The sequence below is a fragment of the Chryseobacterium carnipullorum genome (genome assembly GCF_900142785.1).
Taxonomy (GTDB): Bacteria; Bacteroidota; Bacteroidia; order Flavobacteriales; family Weeksellaceae; genus Chryseobacterium; species Chryseobacterium carnipullorum.
The window spans coordinates 1-25,642 of the sequence record NZ_FRCD01000004.1 but is presented as its reverse complement, the minus strand read 5'-3'; the positions used below and the strand labels follow the sequence as shown (position 1 = coordinate 25,642).

The 25,642-nt window shown below is 37.7% G+C and carries 22 protein-coding genes and 1 pseudogene; 12 read left to right on the top strand and 11 right to left on the bottom strand.

What is annotated here, in order from left to right; genetic code table 11:
• The first annotated feature begins 193 nt into the window (after positions 1 to 193).
• A complete protein-coding gene (locus BUC06_RS05530) occupies positions 194 to 1,162 on the top strand; it encodes a dipeptidase (RefSeq protein WP_073331530.1) in 969 nt (322 codons plus the stop codon).
• A gap of 35 nt (positions 1,163 to 1,197) precedes the next feature.
• Here BUC06_RS05530 and BUC06_RS05525 read toward each other — a convergent pair whose 3' ends face one another.
• Positions 1,198 to 2,742, bottom strand: a complete 1,545-nt coding sequence (locus tag BUC06_RS05525; protein ID WP_073330884.1) for a hypothetical protein — start codon at positions 2,740 to 2,742, stop codon at positions 1,198 to 1,200.
• A 146-nt stretch (positions 2,743 to 2,888) separates the two neighbouring features.
• Between BUC06_RS05525 and BUC06_RS05520 the strand changes: the two genes are divergently transcribed.
• From BUC06_RS05520 to leuB, 4 genes are read left to right on the top strand one after another with little or no spacing between them, the layout of a single operon-like run.
• Positions 2,889 to 4,052 (top strand): 2-isopropylmalate synthase, encoded by a 1,164-nt coding sequence (locus BUC06_RS05520; protein WP_073330882.1) that lies wholly within the window; start codon positions 2,889 to 2,891, stop codon positions 4,050 to 4,052.
• Between the two features lie 31 nt (positions 4,053 to 4,083).
• Entirely contained in the window at positions 4,084 to 5,472 is a 1,389-nt protein-coding gene (leuC, locus tag BUC06_RS05515) for a 3-isopropylmalate dehydratase large subunit (protein WP_073330879.1), read from the top strand.
• Positions 5,473 to 5,490: 18 nt separating this feature from the next.
• Positions 5,491 to 6,096, top strand: a complete 606-nt coding sequence (gene leuD, locus BUC06_RS05510) for a 3-isopropylmalate dehydratase small subunit (RefSeq protein WP_073330877.1) — start codon at positions 5,491 to 5,493, stop codon at positions 6,094 to 6,096.
• Positions 6,077 to 7,201 (top strand): 3-isopropylmalate dehydrogenase, encoded by a 1,125-nt coding sequence (leuB, locus tag BUC06_RS05505; protein WP_073330875.1) that lies wholly within the window; start codon positions 6,077 to 6,079, stop codon positions 7,199 to 7,201. The genes leuD and leuB overlap by 20 nt, the downstream gene beginning before the upstream one ends.
• A gap of 362 nt (positions 7,202 to 7,563) precedes the next feature.
• Here leuB and BUC06_RS05500 read toward each other — a convergent pair whose 3' ends face one another.
• The 9 genes from BUC06_RS05500 to BUC06_RS05460 all read right to left on the bottom strand — a co-directional run bounded on the left by BUC06_RS05500 (position 7,564) and on the right by BUC06_RS05460 (position 18,125).
• A complete protein-coding gene (locus tag BUC06_RS05500) occupies positions 7,564 to 7,746 on the bottom strand; it encodes a hypothetical protein (RefSeq protein WP_073330873.1) in 183 nt (60 codons plus the stop codon).
• 12 nt (positions 7,747 to 7,758) lie between these two features.
• Positions 7,759 to 8,364 carry a DUF4230 domain-containing protein gene (locus BUC06_RS05495; protein ID WP_073330871.1) on the bottom strand — a complete coding sequence of 202 codons (606 nt, stop codon included), beginning with the start codon at positions 8,362 to 8,364 and terminating at the stop codon, positions 7,759 to 7,761.
• Between the two features lie 2 nt (positions 8,365 to 8,366).
• Positions 8,367 to 8,933 carry a TlpA family protein disulfide reductase gene (locus BUC06_RS05490; RefSeq protein WP_073330868.1) on the bottom strand — a complete coding sequence of 189 codons (567 nt, stop codon included), beginning with the start codon at positions 8,931 to 8,933 and terminating at the stop codon, positions 8,367 to 8,369.
• A gap of 1 nt (position 8,934) precedes the next feature.
• On the bottom strand, positions 8,935 to 9,402 hold the full coding sequence (locus BUC06_RS05485; protein ID WP_034744534.1) for a pyrophosphohydrolase domain-containing protein: 468 nt from the start codon (positions 9,400 to 9,402) through the stop codon (positions 8,935 to 8,937).
• 208 nt (positions 9,403 to 9,610) lie between these two features.
• Positions 9,611 to 10,021 carry a hypothetical protein gene (locus BUC06_RS05480; RefSeq protein ID WP_073330865.1) on the bottom strand — a complete coding sequence of 137 codons (411 nt, stop codon included), beginning with the start codon at positions 10,019 to 10,021 and terminating at the stop codon, positions 9,611 to 9,613.
• 10 nt (positions 10,022 to 10,031) lie between these two features.
• Positions 10,032 to 10,748, bottom strand: a complete 717-nt coding sequence (locus BUC06_RS05475; protein WP_073330862.1) for a glycohydrolase toxin TNT-related protein — start codon at positions 10,746 to 10,748, stop codon at positions 10,032 to 10,034.
• A gap of 598 nt (positions 10,749 to 11,346) precedes the next feature.
• Complete coding sequence (locus BUC06_RS05470) at positions 11,347 to 13,584, bottom strand: zinc-dependent metalloprotease (protein WP_073331527.1); 2,238 nt, start codon at positions 13,582 to 13,584, stop codon at positions 11,347 to 11,349.
• A gap of 231 nt (positions 13,585 to 13,815) precedes the next feature.
• Positions 13,816 to 16,746, bottom strand: a complete 2,931-nt coding sequence (locus BUC06_RS05465) for a reprolysin-like metallopeptidase (RefSeq protein ID WP_073330859.1) — start codon at positions 16,744 to 16,746, stop codon at positions 13,816 to 13,818.
• A 239-nt stretch (positions 16,747 to 16,985) separates the two neighbouring features.
• On the bottom strand, positions 16,986 to 18,125 hold the full coding sequence (locus BUC06_RS05460; protein WP_073330856.1) for an acyl-CoA dehydrogenase family protein: 1,140 nt from the start codon (positions 18,123 to 18,125) through the stop codon (positions 16,986 to 16,988).
• 193 nt (positions 18,126 to 18,318) lie between these two features.
• On the opposite strand from BUC06_RS05460, the gene BUC06_RS05455 reads away from it, so the two are divergent.
• The 7 genes and pseudogenes from BUC06_RS05455 to BUC06_RS23495 all read left to right on the top strand — a co-directional run bounded on the left by BUC06_RS05455 (position 18,319) and on the right by BUC06_RS23495 (position 24,701).
• Complete coding sequence (locus BUC06_RS05455; RefSeq protein ID WP_073330853.1) at positions 18,319 to 20,217, top strand: endonuclease; 1,899 nt, start codon at positions 18,319 to 18,321, stop codon at positions 20,215 to 20,217.
• Positions 20,218 to 20,378: 161 nt separating this feature from the next.
• Entirely contained in the window at positions 20,379 to 20,984 is a 606-nt protein-coding gene (locus BUC06_RS05450; RefSeq protein WP_073330850.1) for a SatD family protein, read from the top strand.
• A 2-nt stretch (positions 20,985 to 20,986) separates the two neighbouring features.
• The gene (locus tag BUC06_RS05445; protein ID WP_073330847.1) at positions 20,987 to 21,682 is read left to right on the top strand and encodes a DUF3307 domain-containing protein; all 696 of its coding nucleotides are present in this window, start codon (positions 20,987 to 20,989) and stop codon (positions 21,680 to 21,682) included.
• Between the two features lie 33 nt (positions 21,683 to 21,715).
• A complete protein-coding gene (gene purC, locus BUC06_RS05440; RefSeq protein WP_073330844.1) occupies positions 21,716 to 22,435 on the top strand; it encodes a phosphoribosylaminoimidazolesuccinocarboxamide synthase in 720 nt (239 codons plus the stop codon).
• 36 nt (positions 22,436 to 22,471) lie between these two features.
• Positions 22,472 to 22,831, top strand: a pseudogene (locus BUC06_RS05435) (four helix bundle protein).
• Positions 22,832 to 22,895: 64 nt separating this feature from the next.
• Entirely contained in the window at positions 22,896 to 24,395 is a 1,500-nt protein-coding gene (purF, locus tag BUC06_RS05430) for an amidophosphoribosyltransferase (protein WP_073330841.1), read from the top strand.
• A 144-nt stretch (positions 24,396 to 24,539) separates the two neighbouring features.
• Positions 24,540 to 24,701, top strand: coding sequence for a hypothetical protein (locus BUC06_RS23495; RefSeq protein WP_228423632.1), 162 nt, complete (start codon positions 24,540 to 24,542; stop codon positions 24,699 to 24,701).
• A 17-nt stretch (positions 24,702 to 24,718) separates the two neighbouring features.
• Here the strand turns inward: BUC06_RS23495 and BUC06_RS05425 are convergent.
• Positions 24,719 to 25,642, bottom strand: a 924-nt coding sequence (locus tag BUC06_RS05425) for an IS256 family transposase (protein ID WP_073330839.1), incomplete at its 5' end; no start/stop codon positions are given.

Genomic DNA, 25,642 nt, shown 5'->3' with positions numbered 1-25,642 from the left:
AAATAAGAATTACGATTGAATCTTCAAAATTGGTTTTGTGATTTAGAATGTATTCATTATTACCCTATTTTTTTCATGGAGAAATACCTTTATACTTTAGTGTCTTCCAGTAAGAAAGCTCTGAAACAGGGAAAGTTCTGCCTTCTAAAATCTGATACTGCCTCAAAAAAGAAATGATAATATGTATAATGATATGAGAAACTTTAATATCGATCTGCACTGTGATTTATTATGCCATCTGTTAAGCCCCGGTTCAACCATTGATGATAAAGAGCTGGGGTGCTCCCTTCCTTACTTAAAAGAAGGAAATGTAAAACTCCAGGTAATGGCCATATACTCAGCGACCGGGAAAAATAGTACCGTAGATGCCGCAAAACAGAGTGAACTGTTTTCAGAGATGCTGAACAATGAAAATTTCTTCTTATTTGAAGGGGATAATTATAAAGCCTCTGAAAATGAAAACAAAGTAGGCGTCATTGCTTCCATTGAAAATGCGTCTGGTTTTTGTGGGGAAGATGAGTCTTTAGAATCAGGATTTAAAAACCTGGAAGCCATCATTGAAAAGACAAAGAAAGTTCTTTATCTTGGAATGACTCACCATACCGAAAACCGTTTTGGGGGTGGAAACAATTCTGAAGCCGGATTGAAAGACGATGGAAAAGTCCTGATTGACTATATTTCAGACAAAAGAATCCCTGTTGACCTGGCGCATACAAGCGATAAGTTGGCTTATGGTATCCTAAACTATATTGATCAGAAAAATTACAATATTCCTATTCTGGCAAGCCATTCTAATTACAGGGCCATTCATGACAAAAACAGAAATCTTCCTGATGAACTTGCTAAAGAAATTATCAGAAGGAAAGGATTGATCGGGCTTAACTTCATCCGAAACTGTGTAGATGAGACGAATCCTGAAAAACTGTATGAACACATTCAATACGGACTCGATCTGGGAGGTGAAGAGACTATTGCCTATGGTGCCGATTTTTTCTATTGTAAAAACCACCCTGACAAATCACGTTATCCTTTTTTCTTTGCCGGATATGATGATGCAACTGCAATGAATACCATTAACAACAGGATTGAAAGGGATTTCTCTCCTGAAATTATGGAAAAGATCAGCTATAAAAATGCTTTGAAATTTATAGAAAGTATTTAACCGTATGGTGGCTGAGGGTCCCGAAGCCACCAATTTTATTTTTTCCTTTTATATCTTACTTTCTGTTTGATGATTTCAATCACATCCACATTTCTTACTTTAGATTGTACCCATCCGTGGATATCAATATACAGCAGTGATCTCCTGTAGTATTCATTTTTAGAAAAGCCATCAAGAACTTTATCAAAAACTTCAAATGATTCCTGCTGATTGCTTAAAACCAGACTGTTAATATTTTTAAAAAACTGGATACTTTCAAAGTGGAACGCCTCAGGTTTTTTCATTTTTTTTGCAAATTTCAGCGTTGAATTGATGAATTCATCATAGTCTTCATCGTTTCCGGATTCATACTTCGCCATCAGAATCAGAATTCTGGTATGAAAAAGAAGGTCTTCCTGCACATTTCCTTTGCACTCAACCACCTTCATGGCATATTCAATGGATTTGTCAAAGTTTTTACTTCCGAAAAGCATGGCCGACATTTTCAGATAAAGAATCATAAAGTGGTGCTCATCAATTCTTTCCCGGAGCCTGTCCATTTTAAGTTCAATCTCGGGAATAAGTTTTGTGCCGGTAAAAAATTCACCTTTTACAAAATGAATATTCATCAATGTATTGTAATGGGTAAGGAAAATTAAAGCCTGCAGATTTTCATTCTGGGCAAAATTTTCAGCGTTGACGGTGGTGTTGAAATTCTCGAAATGCTCTTCCAGAATATCGATATTTCCGTACAGAAAAAGAATCTTAAGAAGATAAGTATTCCCTTTGATATACCATACCGGATGACTAAAGATCATTTCAGGCTTTTTATGGAAAAGATCTACCCATTGATGAGCATATTTTAATGTGTACTTGTAATCCTGAAGCAACTGATTCTTCCAGACGTGGGCTTTGAAATACCAGAGTTTTTCTGTGAAATTAAGTTTTTCCAGCTTTATTTTTTGGATCTGATCATTGAAAAGCTCCAATACTTTTTCCCGGTCCGCATCATTTTTTACATACCCATGCGTAAGCATTTCACTGTATAGTTTAAGCGAAAGATTGGAAAGTTCCGTGGCATAATGATTCTGTCGGCTGATTTCGGTAGACTGCTCAATTAGTTCATCAGCCCGCCCTTTTATACTTCTGGTAATAAACTGTGATTCAATTACTTTTTCAAGATCAATAATTTCGGAAGCAATACTTTTTTCATCCAGTTCTAATGCCGATTGTTTAGTCTTATCCAATATTTTTAAAGCCTGTTTATAAAGTCCTTTCTGATACAAAATATTGGCAAAATCCAGTTGTTCCCGAAGCTGTATCCTGTAGTTCTGATGACTTGGATTCATTCTAAGGCTCACCAGAATCTGTTTGTACAAATGGGCTTTCAGGTTGGAAAGCTGTTGTTTCGTAGAAATTTTTTTCTCGATGATGGGGTATTCATCATATTCTTTCATCTTATCCAGTTCCGAGAATAGGAGCAGAAATTTAGCATCAACATTAATTCCGAGACGGTTCACGTACAACTTGAACTGACGTTTTTCAGAAGTAGTTAATGATTTAATCAGGACAAACAAAAAATCTTTCTGCAATTCTGCCATTGTAAATTTGTAAAATGTAAATTATTGATTATTAATTAAATGTGGTTATTTTATTGGCTGTTGAATATTGTAATTTTCAGAAAAATTGAAAACGTAAAAATATTGTAAGCAGTAGTTTTGATCAAAATTAAGTAAAAAACTTCATTATGAATTCCGAAAAAATCGAAATTTTTGATACTACGCTGAGGGATGGGGAACAGGTTCCCGGATGTAAACTGAATACGAAACAAAAACTGATGATCGCAGAAAGACTCGATAAGCTAGGGATTGACGTAATAGAGGCTGGTTTTCCTATTTCAAGTCCCGGAGATTTTGAATCTGTTTCAGAAATTTCAAAACTGGTAAAAAATGCAAAAGTTTGCGGACTCACAAGAGCCAATAAAAAAGATATAGACGTCGCTGCTGAATCACTAAAATTGGCAAAAAGGCCACGTATTCATACCGGGATCGGAACTTCTGACTCTCATATTCAATATAAATTCAACTCAACAAGGGAAAATATTCTTGAACGTGCTGTAGAAGCCGTAAAATATGCGAAAAGTTACGTGGAAGATGTAGAATTTTATGCAGAAGATGCAGGAAGAACGGATAATGCTTATCTGGCAAAGGTTTGCGAAGAAGTCATCAAAGCAGGCGCTACAGTGCTAAATATCCCTGATACTACAGGTTACTGCCTTCCCGAAGAATATGGACAGAAAATAAAATATCTGAAGGAAAATGTAAAAGGAATTGAAAAAGCGGTTTTGTCTTGTCACTGTCATAATGATTTAGGCCTGGCGACAGCAAATTCAATTGCAGGAGCCATTAACGGAGCGCGGCAGATTGAATGTACGATCAACGGATTAGGAGAAAGAGCCGGAAATACTGCTCTGGAAGAAGTAGTTATGATTCTTAAACAGCATAAAGACTTAAACCTTTACACGAACATCGATTCCAAAATGCTGAACGAAATGAGTCTGATGGTCTCTGATCTTATGGGAATGCCGGTACAGCCTAATAAAGCCATTGTCGGAGCCAATGCTTTTGCCCATAGCTCAGGAATTCACCAGGACGGTGTCATTAAAAACAGAGAAACTTATGAAATCATAGATCCTGCAGAAGTGGGAGTTAATGCTTCATCTATCATTCTTACAGCCAGAAGTGGACGCTCTGCATTAGCGTACCGATTTAAACATATTGGTTATGATATTACCAAAGATGAACTGGATTATCTGTATCAGGAGTTTTTAAAAATTGCAGACATGAAAAAAGAGGTGAAAAATGATGATCTGTACATGATGATGGAAACCTCCAGCAGAAAAATAGGATAATAATTGATTTTAAAATCAAGGAAAATTGAATATGGATACTAATAGAAAGACACTTTTTGACAAAGTCTGGGATGCTCACGTTGTAGAAACTATTCCTGACGGACCTCAAATTATTTATATAGATAAACATCTGATTCATGAGGTGACAAGTCCTCAGGCTTTTGCAGAGCTCGAAGCAAGAAATCTCGAAGTTTTCAGACCCAAACAAATTATCGCTACAGCAGATCACAATGTCCCCACTCTCCATCAGGAACAGCCGATCAGGGATGAGTTATCAAGAAATCAGGTAGAGCAGCTTACAGAGAACTGCAAAAAAAATAAGGTTGAACTGTTTGGATTAGGGCATCAATACCAGGGAATTGTTCATATCATCGCTCCTGAATTGGGAATTACGCAGCCGGGAATGAGTATTGTATGCGGAGACAGCCATACTTCTACACACGGTGCCTTCGGAGCTATAGCATTCGGTATTGGGACCAGTCAGGTTGCTCAGGTTTTTGCCAGTCAGTGCCTGTTGTTGAATAAGCCTCAATCTATGCGGATTACAGTTAATGGTGAACTCAATGAAAATGTTCAGGCGAAAGATGTCATTCTTTATATTATTTCCAAAATCGGAACCGATGGCGGAACGGGTTATTTCTGTGAATATGCAGGAAATGTTTTTGAAGAAATGTCGATGGAAGGGAGAATGACCGTTTGTAATATGAGCATTGAAATGGGAGCCAGAGGCGGAATGATTGCACCGGATGCTACGACATTTGACTATGTAAAAGGAAAAACATTCGCCCCGAAAGGAGAGGAGTGGAAAGAGAAATTAGCCTATTGGAAAACCCTTAAGACGGATGAAGGAGCTTCTTTTGATAAAGAATTGACTTTTGATGCTTCAGAAATATTTCCAATGATCACGTATGGAACTAATCCGGGAATGGGAATTTCAGTTCATGAAGCGATCCCAGTTCCTCAGAATGAATCTGAAGAAAAAGCGCTTCAGTATATGGGTTTAAAAGCAGGTCAGGAAGTTTCGGGAATCAAAGTACATTATGTCTTTATCGGAAGTTGCACCAATGCGAGGATAGAAGATTTCCGTTCCGCAGCACAATATATTAAAGGGAAAAATAAATCTGAAAGCGTAAAGGCTCTGATTGTTCCGGGGTCGCAGCAGGTCGTAAAACAAATTTATGAAGAAGGTCTGGATAAGATTTTCAATGATGCAGGATTTCAGATTCGTCAGCCCGGATGTTCAGCCTGTCTCGCGATGAATGATGACAAAATCCCTGAAGGACAATATTGCGTATCAACCTCGAACAGGAATTTTGAAGGAAGACAGGGACAGGGAGCCAGAACGATTCTTGCCAGTCCACTCACAGCAGCGAAAGCCGCTATAGAAGGAAGAATTTCAGCTTTTGAAAGCTTAAACTAAACAGATCAAACAGACAAAATGCAAAAATTAACTTATATACAATCCCGTGCAGTACCGTTACCTGCAGAAAATATAGATACGGATCAGATTATTCCTGCCAGATTCCTGAAAAGCATTGACCGAAAAGGTTTTGGAGAGAACCTGTTCAGAGACTGGAGGTTTACGATTCAGACAGGAGAACCTAATCCCGATTTTGTATTGAACAATCCTAAGTATACCGGAGAAATTCTGGTTGCCGGAAATAATTTCGGGTGTGGAAGCAGCAGAGAGCACGCAGCCTGGTCTTTGACAGATTATGGATTTAAAGTCATCATATCAAGCTATTTTGCTGATATTTTTAAAGGAAATGCACTAAATAACGGACTTCTTCCGGTAAAAGTTTCTGAAGAGTTTTTGAAAGAAATTTTAAAGACTATTACTGAAAATCCTGAGGCTGAAATTGCGGTGGATGTAGAAAAGCAAACCATCAGTTTTAATGGTAAAACAGAAACTTTTGAACTTGATTCTTACAAAAAAATATGCCTCATCAATGGCTATGACGATATTGATTTTCTAATCAGCAAAAAACAGGCGATCAAAGAATTTGAACTAAAAACACAAAAGTATGAGCAACAGTTATTTTAAAATAGCGGTTCTTCCGGGAGACGGGATAGGACCTGAAGTGGTCACTGAAAGCATTAAAATACTGGATGCTGTGGCCGAAGTATTCCAATGCGCCTTTCAGTATTCTTATGGATTAATGGGCGCTGAAGCCATTTTTAAAACGGGAGATCCGCTTCCTGACGAAACATTGAAAATCTGCAAAGATTCAGATGCGGTATTGTTCGGGGCCATCGGTGATCCGGTTTTCGACAATAATCCTGAGGCAAAGGTAAGGCCTGAGCAAGGCCTTCTGAAGCTGCGTAAAGAGTTAGGTTTATATGCCAACATCAGACCTTTGAAAACGTATCTTTCACTGATCGATAAAAGTCCTTTAAAAAGAGAGATTATTGAAGGAACGGATATTCAGATTTTCAGAGAATTGGTAAGTGGTATTTATTTCGGTGAAAAATTTACAGATCCTGATGGTAAATATGCCTATGACGTCTGTAAATACAGCACTGAAGAAATTATACCAATCGCTCATATGGCTTTTAAAGAAGCAGAGAAAAGGAAAAAGAAGCTTACGCTGGTTGATAAGGCTAATGTTTTGGATACTTCAAGGCTTTGGAGAAAAACCTGTCAGAAAATTGCTTCTCAGTATCCCGATGTACAGCTTGATTATCTATTTGTAGATAATGCGGCTATGCAGCTGATTCTGAATCCTAAACAGTTTGATGTTATTTTAACTGAAAATATGTTCGGGGATATCATTTCAGATGAAGCCAGTGTTATCGGAGGTTCTATCGGACTTCTTCCATCAGCGTCAATAGGTGAGGAAAATGCGCTTTTTGAACCCATCCACGGTTCTTATCCGCAAGCCAAAGGAAAGGGTATTGCCAATCCTGTAGCATCAATTTTAAGTACAGCCATGATGCTTGATTATCTTGAACTTCCAGAAGCGGCAGATAAATTAAGAAGAGCGGTGGAACATTCTATAGAAAACGGATACGTTACGGTTGATCTCAATACTGAACAGCATTATTCTACCGGTGAAGTAGGAAGTTTTATTGCAGATTATATTAAATATTCAGAAAAATCCTATTATAATTTCGAAAATATCAAGATCGGAAAGTCTACGATCGTTTAATTTCTAAAGTAGTCCATATAATAATAGATAGGAAGAAAGGTTCTGTTCATTCATTTGAGCGGAATCTTTCTGTTTCTGCCTGCTTACTATTTTACTTTTTTTAACCCACACAGATTTTCGTTTTACGCTGGTGAGTCTTAGTGATTCAAAAAATACGTGTTCTTTTTGACCACCCCGTCAAAAATTCAAAGAATTTTTGCCACCCCTCCGGAGGAGGGGAATGATGAGTCCTTCTTATTAAAGTGGTTTAACAGATTTACTATTACAAGAAAGAAAATCGTATATTTTCATCTTTTGCGACTTTTAGAGGTAAAAATTTTCAATAAAAAAAGGTTCTACTCAATTGAGCAGAACCTTTTGGTTTATTTTTTAGTATTATCCGTTTTTCCCGATTTATTTTTAGAAGGCTTCTGAACGTCTTCTTTATCAATATCAGGCGGATTACTTTTTTCTGATGAAGCAGGAATGTTTTGAAAATCCTCATTCTGCTTTTTGGTTTCTGCATTATTCGCAGATTCTTTCTTTTTGTTATCTTCTGAATCCATAGCTTTATATTTTTAGAGTCCTAAAACGCCGAGCTTGCCGGTTTCGTCTTCTATAGTATAATTCAAAGCTTTTGCCAAAACGAAAATATTATTAAGATTTTCCATTAATTGTTTGTGTCCTTCAGTTCTCAGCTGGTTCTGATTAACAGAGTTAACCGCTGTTTCCTTTGCTTTTTGAGTCACATTTTTAATGTCTTTTTCAGAGATTCTGTTGAAGAAAGAATCATCCAGCGACTGAATTTCTACGCTTGGGGTGATTCTTATATCTGCATCAGGAAGCTCGGTAATGATCAGTTTTTTATTAATGGAGTCTACTTCCATTTTCATTTTGTTCAGATCATAAGACACCTGTGCATTGGTTTTGGTATACGTGATAATGCTGTTGTTGGATACTTCTTTTCCAAACACCTCGTAGCCCATTTTTGTTTTCTGCATGCTGGAGATATCCTGTTCCATAACCACCATTTTATTCATCTTGGATATCTGGTTCGTCAGAATATAATAATCGGACTTTTCCGTCTTTCCTCCAAGATTTAAAAATGATTTCAGTCCGAAGAACAGAATCAGCATAGCGAGAATTCCCGCTGCAAATGATAGGATTACTTTATAATTTCTCAACACTATTTGTTAAAAATTTCTTTGATTACAGAACTGTCATCTTTTTTCAGAATTTGAACCAGATCTCTTTCTATATATCCGGTTGTGGGCATTTCTATGATCCTTCCGATTTCTTTTCCATATTTTTCTACAATGATAGTAGGAACCTTCTGAATATTATAACGTACCTCGTCTCCGGTAGGAGATTCTTTCTTACGATTCACCGCAATGATGGTCATTTTGTTATCAGGATACTTTAATTCTTCCAAAATTTTCATCAGTCTAGGAAAATCCCTGTGGCTGTCTTCGCACCAGGTTCCCATAAAAACGACAATAGAGTAGGTATTAAATTTGGCTTTTCTCAGTTCCCCGATAGCTTTCTGGTCAATAGCATATTCGTCATGCTCTTTCACATACCAGTCTGCATAGGGGGCTTTTAAAAACTGCTCTTTAAATTGGTTTCCCAAGAGCATTTTGCCGTCGTTCTGGGTTTCTACCTCACGGTTCATTACCACTTTTTGGGCGCTGAATTGTTGAGATGCCAGGACAAGACTTGAAACGGCAACAATATTGGTAATAAATTTTTTCATATTATTTTTCGATAATTGTTTTTAAATCAGCAGGAGAGTAGTACTTGTTTTTAAGAACTTTATGGTCTGCTTTTCTGTAGACGTTAAATTTCTCTCCGGATTTTTCATAAAAAGATTCTACTTCTTTTTCTTTATAAAATGCGACCGTTTCTTCTGCCTGTTCTTCATTATCGCACGCTTTAGACATATTGGAACGCTGTACTTCGTTGAATAGCTCTACAAATTTACTGCCAAGTCCGAATTCAAGGACTGCTCCGCTTAAAACATATTGAAGATCACATAGGGCATCAGCAATTTCTACGATATCATTATCAGCAATAGCTTGTTTTAATTCATTTAATTCTTCCTGCAAAAGCTCAACTCTAAGGTTGCATCTTTCCTGAGAAGGGATTTGTGGGGTATCTAAAATAGGGGCTTTAAAAGTGGTGTGGAATTCTGCAACTTGGTTCAGACTGTCAATTTTATCCATGAATTTTATTATTTACGCAAAGATAGAAAACGATTTTGGAAAATTTGTACTACTCAGGACAGATTGTAAAACATAAAATCATTAAAAAAATCAATGAAGTCAAATGGTTTGACTTGTATAAAAACGAGATTTCATTGACAGTAAAGTCATGAAAAAACCACAATCTTTAGACTGTGGTTTTATGAAATTCAAAAATAAATGATTCCTGTTAATCATATTTCCAGATACCAGAAATATTCAACACCGTTAACCCCGGTTGTTTTTCGCCATAACTGAACACACAGAAGTAGGTTGAATGGCATGATGAGCAGTCGGTTCCAAAATACAGAGTCGGTAAATCATTGACCGTTAATTCTCCAAAATGCAACATCCTGTCTGAAGTTTTGGTGACCACTTTGTTTTGCAGCAATTCATTTGCGGATAATACCTGATCTTCATTGTAGATCTGAAAAATAGGGAATCCGGATTGGTAAGGCACTATTTCAATGGTGTTATGATGACCACAGTCACAACAGGTGAATTCTGTTGCTGCTGAGCGCGAAATTTCATCATTGCTGAAAAAATTCTTTGCCACATGGGCCTGTTTAAGAATATTTATTTTTTTTGATATTGAATACATGAGCGTCTTTTTATTGCTGAATAACTGTACCTGCTAAGTTATTATATTTTCCGCTAGGACTTTTTTTGATGGTGATTCTTACGTATCCTTCCTGAGCCAGTTTATTCCAGGTCTTCTGATAGCCAGTGGCAACATCAATCGGAATCTTCCACATTGTCTGTTTGCCGCCACCCTCTTGATTAAACCATGGAATAACATCGCCTACCTGAGATTTGAAAGGAAGTAAATTATTCAGAACATCTATCTCATAATAAAAATCATACTTAACTTCAGGTTGATTCAACGCTCTTTGTGAAAAAGTATAAACATATCCATTGATGATCGGGCTTGTGAAACTTCCTCCCAAAGTAGGAATTCCTGTTCCGTCATAGCTGCCGACCGCACCGCTGTATCGGTCAAATTTTTGTCCGGCCTGAAATGAAACATCGTCATAGATATTGTAACCACCGTTGGCAGGTGGCCAGCCGCCATTAAGATTATTAGTTTTAAACAGCGTTTCAAGTTCAGCCCATTTACCCAGTTTATATAAATCAAATGCCTGATTTCTGATGGTTTGGTTTACGGTTCCGCCAGTGTCATAGGTTAATGCAAATTCGTCAGCATTTTTATAGAATACATGTGTAACGACTCCTGTTGAATTGTCAATTTCATCTTCTCTGTCTGAGCTACACGCTATTGAGAAAGAAGCCATTGTAAAAAATAGAAAGTACTTAAATAAATGTTTCATGATAAATAGTTTTAATGGTTATTATTTTTTTTTTGAAGCAATTTGCTGATCATCTCTTTCTGAAAAATAATTTAGGCTGGAGGCACTTATGGATAATGGGTTGATTATCTAAAAAATACCATACAGTTATCATTAGATTTACCTGCGTTTTCATCAATGCAAAATACTGGTTGAATACATTGACAAATTCGTATCTAAGAATAAGATGAAAATAAAAGGATGTATCAACATCTACAAGAAAATTCAGTTTCAGATATCTCTTTAAATGCGCTGGTTCAGCGGTGCAATACAAGCCTTATTTTGTGCGCTAAAATTAAATCAAAAAACTCAAATAATGGTGAATTTTATGAAATAAAATAATATGCATATTTAAAATATGTTAATTGATTGTTTTTCAATGATAAATAGTTATCTTTTATTCATTATTTCACAGTAAAGATAAACAATAGTGTTGAGGGCTACTTTAGTTTTATTTTCTTTTTTCTTCTGATGATTTATCATTTACCATTAATCCCATGTTTTTATCATTTGAATAAGGAATACTCATAAAAAAGACCGCTCAAGTATTGAACGGCCTTTCAGATTATAAGTAAGTGGGTTAATTTTTTATAAATCTCTTTGTAGTCTCTCCAATTTGAATAACATAGGCTCCTTTGATAAGGCTGCTTACATTGACGCTGCCTCTTTCAAGTTTCCCTGAATTGATTAGTTTTCCAGCCATATCGAAAATCTTATAATCTTCAGACGTTGTGTTCGAAATGTTCAGAATATCTCTTACAGGATTAGGATATACTTTAATGTCTGTAATGACCTCTTTTGGGTCCTGAATTGCTTTTCCTGCGCTTGCATTTACCTTAATGTTGGCATTATTGATGTCAAAGAAGATATGATTGGAGCCTTTAACCATTATTCTCCCTGTAGTCGTCGTTACATTAGGAATTGTTACAGCCTGTGATCCGTCATTTGGCGTTCCGGCAAGGAGGGTGGTCCATGTAGTTCCGTTGTTGGCAGACCAAAGAATATCTACGTTTGCTGCATTAATACCATTGGAGGTAGTGCCTGCCACATTCCAGTTCACCGTTTGAGAACTTCCGCCGGTATAAGAAACTGCTGTATTTTGGGTTGTAATATTAAAAGGTCCGGCTGTACCGCTAACTGTTATTTTAGTGTCATCCGAATTATTTCCAGCTCCACCAACTTTGTTATCCCTTACTGTGAATCTGAAATTTAATGTTCTTGCAACCGAAGATAAAGCTTCGACATTTATTTCAGTACCCGCTGTAGTGGTAGCTCCCGTCAGGATCGAAGCCATTCTGGGGAAATATCTTACCGGAGAAGTAGTAGGCGTCCATGATCTGAAGGTAGGGCCTGCTGTTTTTGTTGCGGTTGCTGCAGAATTAGCTCCTGTTTGTGAGGAAGTTCCTTTGTCCATCTGCTCCCAGATATAAGAAAGTGGATCTCCGTTTGCATCAGTTCCTGATCCGGTCAGCATAAACGGGGTGCTTTTAGGAATGGTATAATCAAGTCCTGCATTAGCTGTTGGGATGGAGTTCCCTGTGCCTGTATTGGCAGAGCAGGTTTTTGATTTAATATTATTGGTGATTTGCTCAATACTTAGCGCATGAAAGAAAGCATCGGAATTGGGCTGGACATCATAACCGGTAATTCCAGCATATCCCATGATCGTAGATCCTGAACCGGGTTCAATAGGCTGCAGTCCACTTTGGGTAGTGTAAGACCATGTATGGTTTCCTCCAAACTGATGTCCCATCTCATGGGCTACATAATCAATATCAAAAGTATCTCCGGAAGGAACTCCATTCCCGGGAGAGGTATATCCACTTCCTTTATAGTTGTTAGGATATTTCACTCCACCCTGTGTTGTATAAGATGTGTCATTGCTGCATAAACAACCAATACAACCTGCATTACCGCCGCCGCCGTCTCTGCCGAATACGTGGCCTATATCAAAATTTGCATTCCCTATTGTTGAGTTCAAAGTCTGCATCAGTTCATAGCTCCAGTTCTCTTTTTGTGAAGATGTCGAGTAAGGATCGGTAGACGCATTGGTGTAAATGACAGCATCATTATTGGAAATAAGTACCATTCTTGATGCAAAATCATTTTCAAAAACACCGTTTACACGGGTCATTGTATTGTTCATCGCTGCTAAGGCCTGTGCTTTAGTTCCTCCGAAATAGGAAGTATATTCTCCCGTACAGGAAAGCGCCAGCCTGAAAGTTCGCAACGTAGAATCATTGGCATTTTTAGCGGCAATAGCTGTGGAGGTTCCTTTTTGTGCCACATCAAGGACTGTACATTCAAATTTGTTTAAGTTTTCTTTTCTGTCTGACTTTTTATAAACAACATAAGTGGACAGATCTTTGGTGTAAGGCTCGATGAAAACAGCGGATTTATCTCCATAAATCTCCATGGATGAAAGGCCTAGTGGAGAAACACTGAAATATATTGTTGAGCCTGAATCATCTAATCCTTGTCCCATGTAAGATTTAATATCAGAGTATTTTGCGGCCAGCTCGGGTTCAAAATTAGGATTTTCTGTTACTTTAAAATTTTCCATTTTTCCTTCAGAATTAGGAAAAGAAATAATGATTTCTGATTTTTGTCCTGCAATCAATCTTTTGGGAGCTGCTGAAAGTGCGTTCTTTAATCCGGTGAGGTCGAGGCTGAAAATTTTGGGATTGTTAAGATCTGTTTTGTTGTCTTGTACTTCATCCGTTTTTCTTTGTGAAGCATGAGACCATAAGCGGTCGGTCTGTGCGAAAGTAATGCCTGTGATCATAAGCATCCCGATCATCAATAGTTGTTGTTTCATATGAATATTTTGTTTTTCAATTCTAAATTTAGTGAATAAATTACTACGGAAACCGCTCATTAGTAACATTTTAAGTGAGCGTAAATCAAATTTGTTTATTATATGTTAAATAATAATGTGATTTTTATTTTATCGAAAAAAATAAATGTAATAAGGCGTAAAAGGTTAAAAAAATTCAAAAAAAAATACTGCCTCAAAAGAAGCAGTATTGAATAAATAGGTCTGAGGTTATTAGTTTTTAATGAATCTCTTGCCAGCTTCTCCAATTTGGATCATATAAGCTCCTTTGATAAGTCCGCTTACATTAACGCTGCCTCTGTCTAGTTTTCCTGAATTAATTAGTTTTCCACCCATATCGAAGATTTTGTACTCTTCAGATGTCGTATTTGAAATGTATAATACATCTCTTACAGGATTTGGATAGACTCTGAGATCGGTGATTAGATCTTTGATATCAGATCCTGATGCTCCTCTTCCTGAAGAAACGATATTCAGTGTATAGTCTTCAACCTGACCGTACGTGTATGCTTCACAGGAAGAAGTAGGGATAGAGCTGTACTTCATCATTACTCTCATTCTTGTAGAGCCAACTGTTGCAGTCGCAGGAATGGTAATGCTTCCCGTTACAGGAGTTGTTGTAGAGCCTGCTTTGGACCATGCCAATTCTCCACTGTCTGTAAAATCGCCATCGCCGTTATAGTCAATATAGACTGCGTACGCTTCACTGTAGACTGTTGAAGTCCATGATGGAGTTACTGAGATCGTGTAAGCACTTCCTCTTGTTACATTGGTAGAAACAGATGTGAAGTTTTCGTATCCTGCAGTTCCTGTTGAAGTATTGTTAATGGTTCCGAATTTTACATTTCCGATTCTCTCATCAGCTGTATTGCTAGCTGAGGATGAACAGTAGGTCACTGTACCTCCGGAAAGGGTGGTAACACTCACCGTGTTGCTTGAAGGTGATGTATTTCCTGCTGCATCTTTAGACTTCACTGTGAAGCTGTAGGTTGTTGCAGGGGTTAAGCTTGTTACGGTATAGGTAGCAGATGCTGTATTGCCGATCAGAGATCCGTTCATATATACCTCATAGCCTGTAACGCCTACATTGTCAGTGGCTCCGCTCCAGGAAAGGTTGGTTGTAGTCGCTGTAGTTCCGGAAGCGGCAAGGGTAGGAGCTGTAGGAGCTACCGTGTCTGTTCCTGAGCCTGCATTAACCGTGATGTTAGCATTATTAACATCAAAGAAGATGTGATTGGAACCTTTGACCATAATTCTTCCTGTTGTAGTGGATGAATTAGGAATGGTCACTGCTTGAGTTCCATCGTTTGGTGTTCCGGCAAGAAGGGTGGTCCATGTATTTCCGCTGTCTGTTGACCAAAGGATATCTACATTGGCAGCATTGACCCCATTGGCAGTAGTCCCTGCTACGTTCCATGTAACCGTTTGCGAGCTTCCTCCTGCGTAAGATATAGCAGAGTTCTGTGAAGATACGCTGAATGGTCCTGCGGTTCCGTTCACAGTGATCAGAGCGTCGTCAGAATTATTTCCTGAACCTCCGGCTCTGTTGTCACGAACTGTAAATCTGAAATTTAATGATCTGGCAACATTTGACAAAGCTTCTACAGTAATTTCTGAACCTGCAGTTGTAGTCGCTCCTGTTAATATAGAAGCCATTCTTGGGAAATATCTCGTTGGAGAAGTTACAGGGGTCCATGATCTGAATGTTGGGCCTGTTGCTTTTGTAGCACTTGCTGCAGAGCTGGCTCCTGTTTGAGATGATGAAGCGTTATCCATCTGCTCCCAGATATACGTTAATGAATCTCCGTTAGCATCAGTTCCGGTTCCTGTCAGCATGAATGGAGTGCCTTTTGGAATCGTGTAATCAAGACCGGCATTGGCGGTAGGAATTGCATTTCCTGTAGAAGTGCTTACCGGACATGTTTTAGCTTTGATGTTATTAGTAATTTGCTGGATGCTTATTGCGTGGAAAAAAGCGTCAGAATGCGGTTGTATATCCTGAGCAGTAATCCCTGCATAACCCATAATAGTTGATCCTGATCCGGGTTCCATATTGGCGCCGGTTCCTTCATTACTGTGAGAGAAAGTGTGATTTCCTCCAAACTGATGTCCCATTTCGTGAGCTACATAATCGATGTCGAAGTTATCACCCGAAGGAATGGCATCTGCCGGAGAAGTATAGCCGCTGCCTTTTGAGCCATTGGTACAGATACATCCGATGCACCCTGCGTTTCCGCCACCTCCTGAAGCTCCGAATAAGTGTCCGATGTCATAATTGGCTTCCCCGATTACTGAAGTAAGGGTACTTTGAAGCTGGGAATTCCAGCTGCTCATTCCCGAAGCTGCAGAATAGGGATCTGTGGAAGCATTCGTGTAAATAACTGCGTCATTATTGGCGATAAGAACCATTCTGGCTGCAAAATCTTTTTCAAAAACACCATTCACACGGGTCATAGTATTGTTGATTGCGGCCAGTGCGTTGGCTTTAGTTCCTCCAAAATAGACGGTGTATTCTCCTGTTGTTGACAATGCCAGTCTGAATGTTCTCAGTTTTGCATCATCAGCATTCGGTCTTGCGGAGATATTGGAATTGGATACTCCTTTTTGAGCGACATCAATAACGGTACATTCAAATTTGTTGAGGTTGTCTTTTTTATCAGACTTTTTATAGACCACGTAAGAAGAAAGATCTTTAGCGTAAGGTTCAATGAAAACGGCAGATTTATCACCGTAGATTTCCATAGAAGACAGTCCAAGTGAAGAAATGCTGAAATAGACTGTTGAATTGGGGTCGTTGAGGCCTTCCCCTACGTAAGATTTGATATCCGGATATTTCGCGGCAAGCTGAGGATCAAAGTTTGAATTTTCTCTTACTTTAAAATTTTCCATCTTTCCTTCAGAATTAGGAAAAGAAATAATGGTTTCTGATTTTTCTCCCGGGGCAAGTCTCTTGGGAGCTTTGGCAAGGGCATTTTTTAATCCGGTGAAATCTAAGCTGTAGATTTTCGGATTATTGATCTGAGTTTTGTTTTCAAAAATGTCTGAAGGTGCTTTTTTTGAACCTTCGCTCCAGAGACGGTCAGTCTGCGCGAAAGAAATGCCCGTTATGAGAAGCATTCCAATCATGGATAATTGTTTTTTCATATTAATTATTTGTTTTGATTGTGGAATATCAAAGCTAATAAAAATTATATTACGAAAAACAAAATTAATTAAGAAAAATTTGGAGTATGTGTTTAATATATTATGCAATACATTAAATATAGTTGAATGATGCATTGTCTCAAAAAAAGAAAATAGCATACGCAAAATACGTATGCTATTCATTTATTAATAGAATAATTCTCTATTGCATTTTATGATCAGAATTAAAAAATGATCAATTATTTTGTAATATCTCTTCCGATCACCATTCTCTGGATCTCTGAAGTTCCTTCACCGATTGTACATAATTTAGAATCTCTGTAGAATTTTTCAGCAGGGAAGTCCTTTGTGTATCCGTAACCTCCGAAGATCTGAACCGCATTATTAGAAATTCTTACACATGCTTCAGAAGCATACAATTTTGCCATTGCTCCTTCTTTAGTCATTTTTTGCTTGGCATTTTTCAATGTTGAAGCTCTTTGGATTAAAAGCTCAGCTGCATCAATTTCTGTCGCCATATCAGCCAGCATAAAGTTGATCGCCTGAAATTCAGCGATTGCTTTTCCAAACTGATGTCTTTCTTTGGCATATTTTAAAGCAGCTTTATAAGCGCCTCTTGCTGTCCCTAAACTTAAAGCAGCAATAGAAATTCTTCCGCCATCCAAAATTTTCATCGCTTGTTTGAATCCTTCTCCTACTTCTCCCAAACGGTGCGAATCCGGTACACGAACGCTGTCAAAAATAAGCTCAGCCGTTTCAGAAGCACGCATTCCTAGTTTGTTTTCTTTTTTACCTGAAGTGAAACCAGGCATTCCTTTTTCCAGAACAAAAGCAGTAGAGTTGTTTTTAGCCCCTATTTCTCCTGTTCTTGTCATTACGACAGCAATATCTCCTGAAATCGCGTGAGTAATAAAGTTTTTAGCTCCGTTGATAATCCATTCATCACCATCTTTTACAGCAGTGGTAGACATTCCACCTGAATCAGAACCTGTATTGTGCTCTGTAAGTCCCCATGCGCCGATTACCTTTCCTGAAGCCAGTTGTGGAAGCCATTTGTTTCTCTGCTCTTCATTTCCGAACTCATAGATATGATTGGTACAAAGTGAATTGTGTGCTGCCACAGAAAGACCAATAGACGGGTCTACCTGAGAGATCTCATCCAGAATGGTAACATATTCATGATAGCCAAGCCCAGAACCTCCGTACTGCTCAGGAACTACAATTCCCATAAATCCCATTTCTCCTAACTGGTGAAATAAGTCTTTTGGAAACGTCTGGCTCTCGTCCCACTCCATAATATTAGGTCTGATATTTTTCTCAGCAAATTCTCTTGCTGTTTCCGCTATCATTTTAATGTTGTCAATAGTCTCTGTATTCATATAGATAAAATAGTTAGTTCCCAAAGATAATTAAATTGACGGAAAGCCAAAAATAATTATTTAGCTCATAATATCTTATACGCAATATTTTAATAATCAATTTTTTATATTTTGTTAATTAATGATTTTTTAATAAATTTTTCAGAACTTTAAGTGTTTTAATTTACTATTTTAGCCTCCCAATTTTTAAGGAATGAAAAAACTTCTACTACCTATTATTTTAATCACGTCATTGATGTCTGCCCAGGCTCCCGCAGGATATTATGACGGAACAGCCGGGCTTACAGGTTATACGCTGAAGTCTAAATTGCATGATATTATTGCTGCGAAGAACGTAAACTGGCATTATGGTGATTTGCAGGAATATTATAAACAAACAGATTTGGATGTTTATTATGATCATAATAGCACCAATAATCCTTCCGTTGGAAATTATATATTATTGGATATTTATTCAGAAATTCCGAATGGAGCAGATGTTTATGAATATAATTCCACGCAATTGCAGGGGTCAGGTTCCATTACAGGAGAAGGACAAGCCTGGAACCGGGAGCATATGATTCCACAAAGTACATTCAGTACAGGAAGCATTAGTAATTATCCTATGTACTCTGATCTGTTTTACGTTGTACCTGTTGATGGTTGGATCAATCAAAGAAGATCCAATTACCCGTATGGTGTAGCAGGATCAACAATTTATTATAATTTTACTAATGGTTCAAAAGTTGCAAACGATGCTACTCCAGGTTTAGCTTATACAGGACGTGTTTATGAACCAATCAATGAATTTAAGGGAGATGTTGCCAGAGCATTGCTGTATTTTGCGGTAAGATATGAAGGAAAGCTGAACGGATTCAATCATAATGCAGGAACAACTCCGGCCAATGACGAATCCCAGTTCGATGGAACCGAAGAACGTGCCTTTGAACCGGCTTATATTACGATGTTAAAACAATGGAATGCTTTGGACCCTGTTTCACAAAGGGAAATCGACAGAAATAATATTGTATACAGTATTCAGAAAAATAGAAACCCATTTATTGATAACCCAGGTTGGGTTGATTTAATTTGGTCTGAAACTCCTGATACAACGGCGCCTACTGCCCCAACAAACCTGTCAGTAGTTCAGCAAAATGCCAATTTTGTTAATTTAAGCTGGACTCCGAGTACAGATACCGATATTTTAGGATACAAAATTTATATGAATGGTGCTGCAACGCCTATTGCGACTACCAAAAGCACCAGTATTTCAATTGATCGGCTGACTCCATCAACAACTTATACTTTTACTGTAAAATCATATGATAAAGGGTATCTTGAATCTCCAATCAGTAACAGTGCCACTGCAACGACCATTGCTTCAGATGGTTTTGCAAAGGATTTAATGATTACCAAATATATTGAAGGAAGTTCAAACAATAAAGCCATAGAAATCACCAATAAAACGGGACACGAAGTTAATCTGAATAATTACAATTTAAACATTCAGTTTTACAGTGGAACCAATTATTATTTCTCAGATAGTTTTCAGCTTGAAGGCAAAGTTGCCAATAACGAGACCATTGTAATTTTGAACCCCAACGCTGCCTTTACTTGTTATGCTAATTCACAAGCAAAGTTTGTGACTGCTTCCACTCCCATGACTTATACAGGAAGTCAATATGTGGAATTGGCCTATAAAGGTTTTGGAACTGTGGATGGAGTTGGGTTGAAAGGGACAACGAATACAAACAGCAATATTTCGTTATATCGAAAAGCAAATGTAAATCAGCCTGCAGCAGCCTTTACTATTTCAGAATGGGAATCCTATCCTATCAACTACTGTCAGAATCTTGGAGTATTATCTGCCACTGATCTTATGACTTCAAGCAAAGAATTCAAAATATATCCAAATCCTGCTGATGATTATCTTTCTGTAAGCGGAGAAATGCAGGATGTTAAAATGGCGCAGATCATCGATCTTTCAGGAAAAATAATTTATTCCGAAAAAGATCCGTTTAAAACTAAGAAAAATATTTCTGTACAGAATCTTTCTGCCGGGTTATATTTCTTAAAACTTGATGACAAGGCGCATCAGTTTATCAAAAAATAATAAAATACAGCGAGCTTTTATCGTCGGCTTAACGAAAAATATGGTTTAAAAACCTTTTCAACAAGACATCATTGATATAAGCAGATTCACTAATAATCAATATCTATAAGTGTTTCTGCTTATATTTTTTATTTATAAGTAATTATGCTTATATTTGCATAATGATAGCGGTCATAACCGGTGATATTATAAATTCACAGCATGCAGACACAGAAGTTTGGATCACCAGACTCAAGAATCTCCTGGAAAACTGGGGAAGTTCACCGCTCGCATGGGAAATCTACAGGGGAGATGAGTTTCAGTTCAAATGTAGTATAGATGAAGTATTCTGGCGTTTTCTAGCCATTAAGTCCCTTATAAGAAGTCAGGAGAATTTAGACGTAAGAATTGCCATAGGCATTGGCGAAGAGAATTTTTCCTCTGAAAAGATCACCGAGTCTAACGGAACTGCGTATGTGAATTCCGGACGATTGCTGAACGACCTTAAAAGCGACGGCCACACCGTTTCCATAAAAACCTCAAGCGAATCTGTAGACAGGGATTTAAACATCCTCCTGAAATGGTCTTCAAAAGATTTTGACAGCTGGACGGTAGCGACGGCAGAAATCATTCACGAAATGATCATGAACCAGGATATCACCCAGGAAGATCTCGCCAAGAAATTTGCTATTTCACAGTCCTCAGTAAGCCAGAGGCTGAAACGCGCCAACTACGAACTGATCGTAGAAACGAATCAATATTTTAGAAAGAAAATCTCAGAACTGTAAGCATGATCTTTACTAAACTCATATTGGCACATCTACTCGGAGATTTTGTTCTTCAGCCAAACTCTTGGGTTGCAGATAAAGAACGCCGTAAGCTGAAAAGCCCTTATTTGTATGTACATGTTCTGATCCATACTGTTTTAAGTTTTGTTTTTCTTTGGAACACGGATCTGTGGTGGGTTTCGCTCGTTGTGGGCATCACCCATTTTATTATTGATGCTTCAAAACTTATTTTTCAAAACGTAAAAAACAAAAAAACATGGTTTTTCATTGACCAGTTGCTGCATATTCTGGTCATCCTGGGAATCTCATTCTATTTCAAGGAATTCAATTTCGATTTTTTGAGCAATAAAGAGTTCTTAAAGATACTGATGGCAGCATTGTTTCTGACGACACCTGCTTCGATTTTTATAAAAATACTATTGTCTTCATGGACGCCGGTTCCGGAAACACAAAGCAGTTTACAGACAGAATCTCTATCGAGTGCAGGAAAATATATAGGTATTTTAGAACGCCTTCTGGTGTTTACTTTTATTATGGTGAATCATTGGGAAGGAGTAGGATTTATGGTCGCTGCCAAATCTGTTTTCAGATTCAGTGATCTTGCACAGGCCAAACAGAGAAAGCTTACAGAATACGTACTGATTGGTACATTGCTGAGCTTCGGATTGGCTGTTTTAACAGGAATTTTAATTAAGTAATATAAAATAAATCTAACTAATAAGAATTTAGAAATGGAAAAGAAAGAAATGTTGTACGAAGGTAAAGCAAAACAGGTATTTGCTACCGATAATCCTAACGAAGTAGTGGTACGTTTTAAAGACGACGCTACAGCATTTAATGCTCAAAAAAGAGGGTCAGTTGATTTGAAAGGTGAAATGAACAACGCGATCACTACTCTGATTTTTGAATATTTAAATGAAAAAGGGGTTAAAACTCATTTCATTAAACAATTGAACGAAAGAGAGCAGTTGGTAAAAAAAGTATCCATCATTCCGTTGGAAATGGTGGTAAGAAACTACTCCGCAGGAAGTATGGCTCAAAGATTAGGAGTGGAGGAAGGAATTAAATCTCCGGTGACCATCTTCGATATCTGCTACAAAAAAGACGAATTGGGAGATCCGCTTATCAACGATCACCATGCTGTTTTCTTAGGAGCGGCAACGTATGAGGAGCTTGCTGAAATGTATAAACTTACTGAAGGTATCAACGAAATTCTGATCGACCTTTTTGATAAAATGAACATCATCCTTGTTGATTTTAAAATTGAATTAGGAAAAACGGCAGACGGTGAGATCATCCTTGCAGACGAAATTTCTCCTGATACATGCAGACTTTGGGATAAAGATACGATGAAGAAACTGGATAAAGACAGATTCAGAAGAGATCTTGGAGAAGTTACCGAAGCTTACGTTGAGATCTACAATAGATTGAAAAATTTACTTGGTAAGTAAATTTGAGAAGTTAGAAGTTAGATATTAGAAATTAGTATGAAATCGCACCGGATAGAAGATTTAAAGGTTGGGAAAAAATCGATGACTTTGGTAAAAGAAGTTTATTTGGTTTCTGCCGGGCTGCCAAATGAGGAAAAATTTGGTTTATGATCTCAAATAAGAAGATGTGCAGTTTCAATACCTTCTAATATTGCTGAAGGAGCGGGAAGAAATAATAAAAACGAGTTCTATCAATTTCTTGGAATTGCATTTGGTTCTACCTATGAGCTGCATACCCAGTTACAGTTATTAATAGATCTTAATTTTATTTCTGAAGTTAAAATAGTACCTTTAAAAGAACTTTTAGCTGAAATTCAGAAAATGATATACTCATTAAAAGAAAGTTTAAAATTATAATTGAAGTTAACTTAGACTAGATTCTAACATCTAATATCTAACTTCTAATTTAGAAAAAATAGAAATGAAAAGTTTAGACATTCATAAAAGTGAATATTTAAAACAGTTTGACACTCAAACCTACGGAAGAAATCTTTTCAGAACGCAGGAAGAAGAAAGACTGGACGCCCCGAATGAGGAGTGCGGTATCTTCGGAATGTATTCGGATAATGATCTTGATACGTTTTCACTTTCGCAGTTCGGGCTTTTTGCATTGCAGCACAGAGGCCAGGAAGCCTGTGGTATTTCTGTTCTTAAGGATGGGAAAATCACCAACATGAAAGATGAAGGTTTGGTTTTGGATGTTTATAAAGAGATCCAGGATCCCGAAGCTTTTATGGGAAATTCTGCAATCGGGCACACCCGTTACACGACTGCAGGAGACAAAAAGAAATATAATTTTCAGCCATTTTTCGCTAAAAACGAATATGATCAGATTATACTTTCTATTGCGCATAACGGTAATCTTACCAATGCAAGAGAATTAAAAAATGAATTGGAAGCTGAAGGCGTTGTTTTTAGGGCGACTTCCGATTCTGAGGTGATCTTAAGATTAATTCAGAAAAATCTTGATCTGGGATTACGTGGTGCCATCAAAGCCACCATGGAAAAAATTGAAGGGGCTTATTCGGTGGTTGGAATGACGAGAAATAAATTCTTTGCATTCAGAGATTTCAACGGAATCCGTCCTTTAGTTTTAGGAGCTGTTGACGAAAAAACATATGTTGTTGCTTCAGAATCTGTTGCTTTAGATGCTGTGGGAGCACAATATGTTCGGGATATTTTACCAGGTGAAATCATTTATACGAATGAAAACGAGCCCGGTAAACTGAATTCTTACATGGTCAATGAAGCAAGAGGAAAGCAAAGGATCTGTTCTTTCGAGTACATCTATTTCGCAAGACCCGACTCTACCTTAGAAAATATCAATGTATACGAAATCAGAGAAAAATCAGGAGAAAAGATCTGGGAACAGGCACCTGTAGATGCCGATATCGTTATTGGGGTTCCTGATTCAGGAGTTCCGGCTGCAATAGGGTTCTCCAAGGCTTCCGGTATCCCTTTTCGCCCGGTTCTGATCAAAAACAGATACATCGGAAGGAGTTTCATTGTTCCTACACAGGAAATGAGGGAAAGGGTAGTTAATCTTAAGCTTAATCCTATTATTTCTGAGATCAAGGATAAAAGAGTAGTCATCATCGACGATTCTATCGTAAGAGGAACTACTTCCAAGAGATTGGTGAAAATATTGAAAGACGCAGGCGTAAAAGAGATCCACTTCAGAAGTGTTTCTCCGCCGATTATTGCGCCATGTTACCTTGGAATCGATACGCCTTCTAAAGACGATCTGATTTCAGCAAATATGACTACTGAAGAGCTCAGAGATTATCTGGGAGTGGACTCTTTAGAATTCCTGAGTACAGATAACCTGAAAGAGATTTTAGGATCTTCCAACCACTGTTTCGGATGCTTCACAGAAGAATATCCGGTAGGAAAAGGAGAGGAGGTAGAATTATTTAATTAATAGTCTACGATTCAAAATAAAAAAGAAGAAGCCAGGCATTGAGTCTGGCTCTTTTTGTTATTATAAATATATCAAAAGCTTAATATTCCTTTATTATACGATGTAAGTGTAAATTCTAAATTTGTTAATTTAAAATTTCATGATATGAAAAACGTATTTTTAACGGCAGCTTTTCTGGTATTGGCCCAATGGTATTCCTCTCAGTCTTTCGATTATCAGGCGCATCGCGGAGGAAAATCCTTGTATCCCGAAAATACCATTCCGGCAATGAAAAATGGACACTATCCCACAAAGTGTGTAAGTTAAAAAGTTAGGCTTGGATTTTATAATCTGAGCCTTTTTTCAAAAATAAGGATAAATTGGTTGAGAACAATGCCCCAATTTTGGATAGGCATCGTCCATTTTTTAGTAGCTTCTTTTAATGCCAGATACACTGATTTCATTACGGCATCATCGGTAGGAAAAGACATTTTGTTTTTGGTGTATTTTCGGATTTTTCCGTTTAGATTTTCAATTAAATTAGTTGTATAAATGATTTTTCGGATCTCTAAAGGAAAATCAAAAAATACGGTCAACTCATCCCAATTGTTTCTCCAGGATTGGATAGCATAAGAATATTTACTTTCCCATTTATCTGCAAAATCATTGAGTGCTTGTTCAGCTGCTTGTTTTGTTGGAGCGGTGTAAATATGCTTCATATCGGCAGAGAATTCTTTTCTGTCCTTCCATACCACATATTTGCAGGCATTTCTGATCTGATGCACAACACAAATCTGGGTTTGAGATTCGGGAAAGACAGAGCGGATCGTCTGGGTAAATCCGTTTAAATTATCGGTGGCGGTGATGAGAATATCCTCCACACCACGGGCTTTTAAATCTGTGAGAACACTCATCCAGAATGCTGAGCTTTCATTTTTTCCAAGCCACATTCCCAATACTTCCTTTCTCCCGTCACGGCTTAATCCAACAGCCAGATAAACTGTTTTATTAATGACTTTGGAGTTTTCCCTTACTTTGAAAACAATCCCATCCATCCAGACAATGAGATACAAATCTTCAAGCGGGCGGTTCTGCCAACTTACTGCTTCACTTGCAACCGCATTGGTTATTCGTGATATGGTGGAAGTAGAAACCTCAAAATCATACATTTCACGGATTTGTTCCTCAATGTCTGATACGCTCATTCCTTTGGCATAGAATGAGATAATGATGTTTTCTAAACCATCGATAATGTTGTGCCTTTTGGG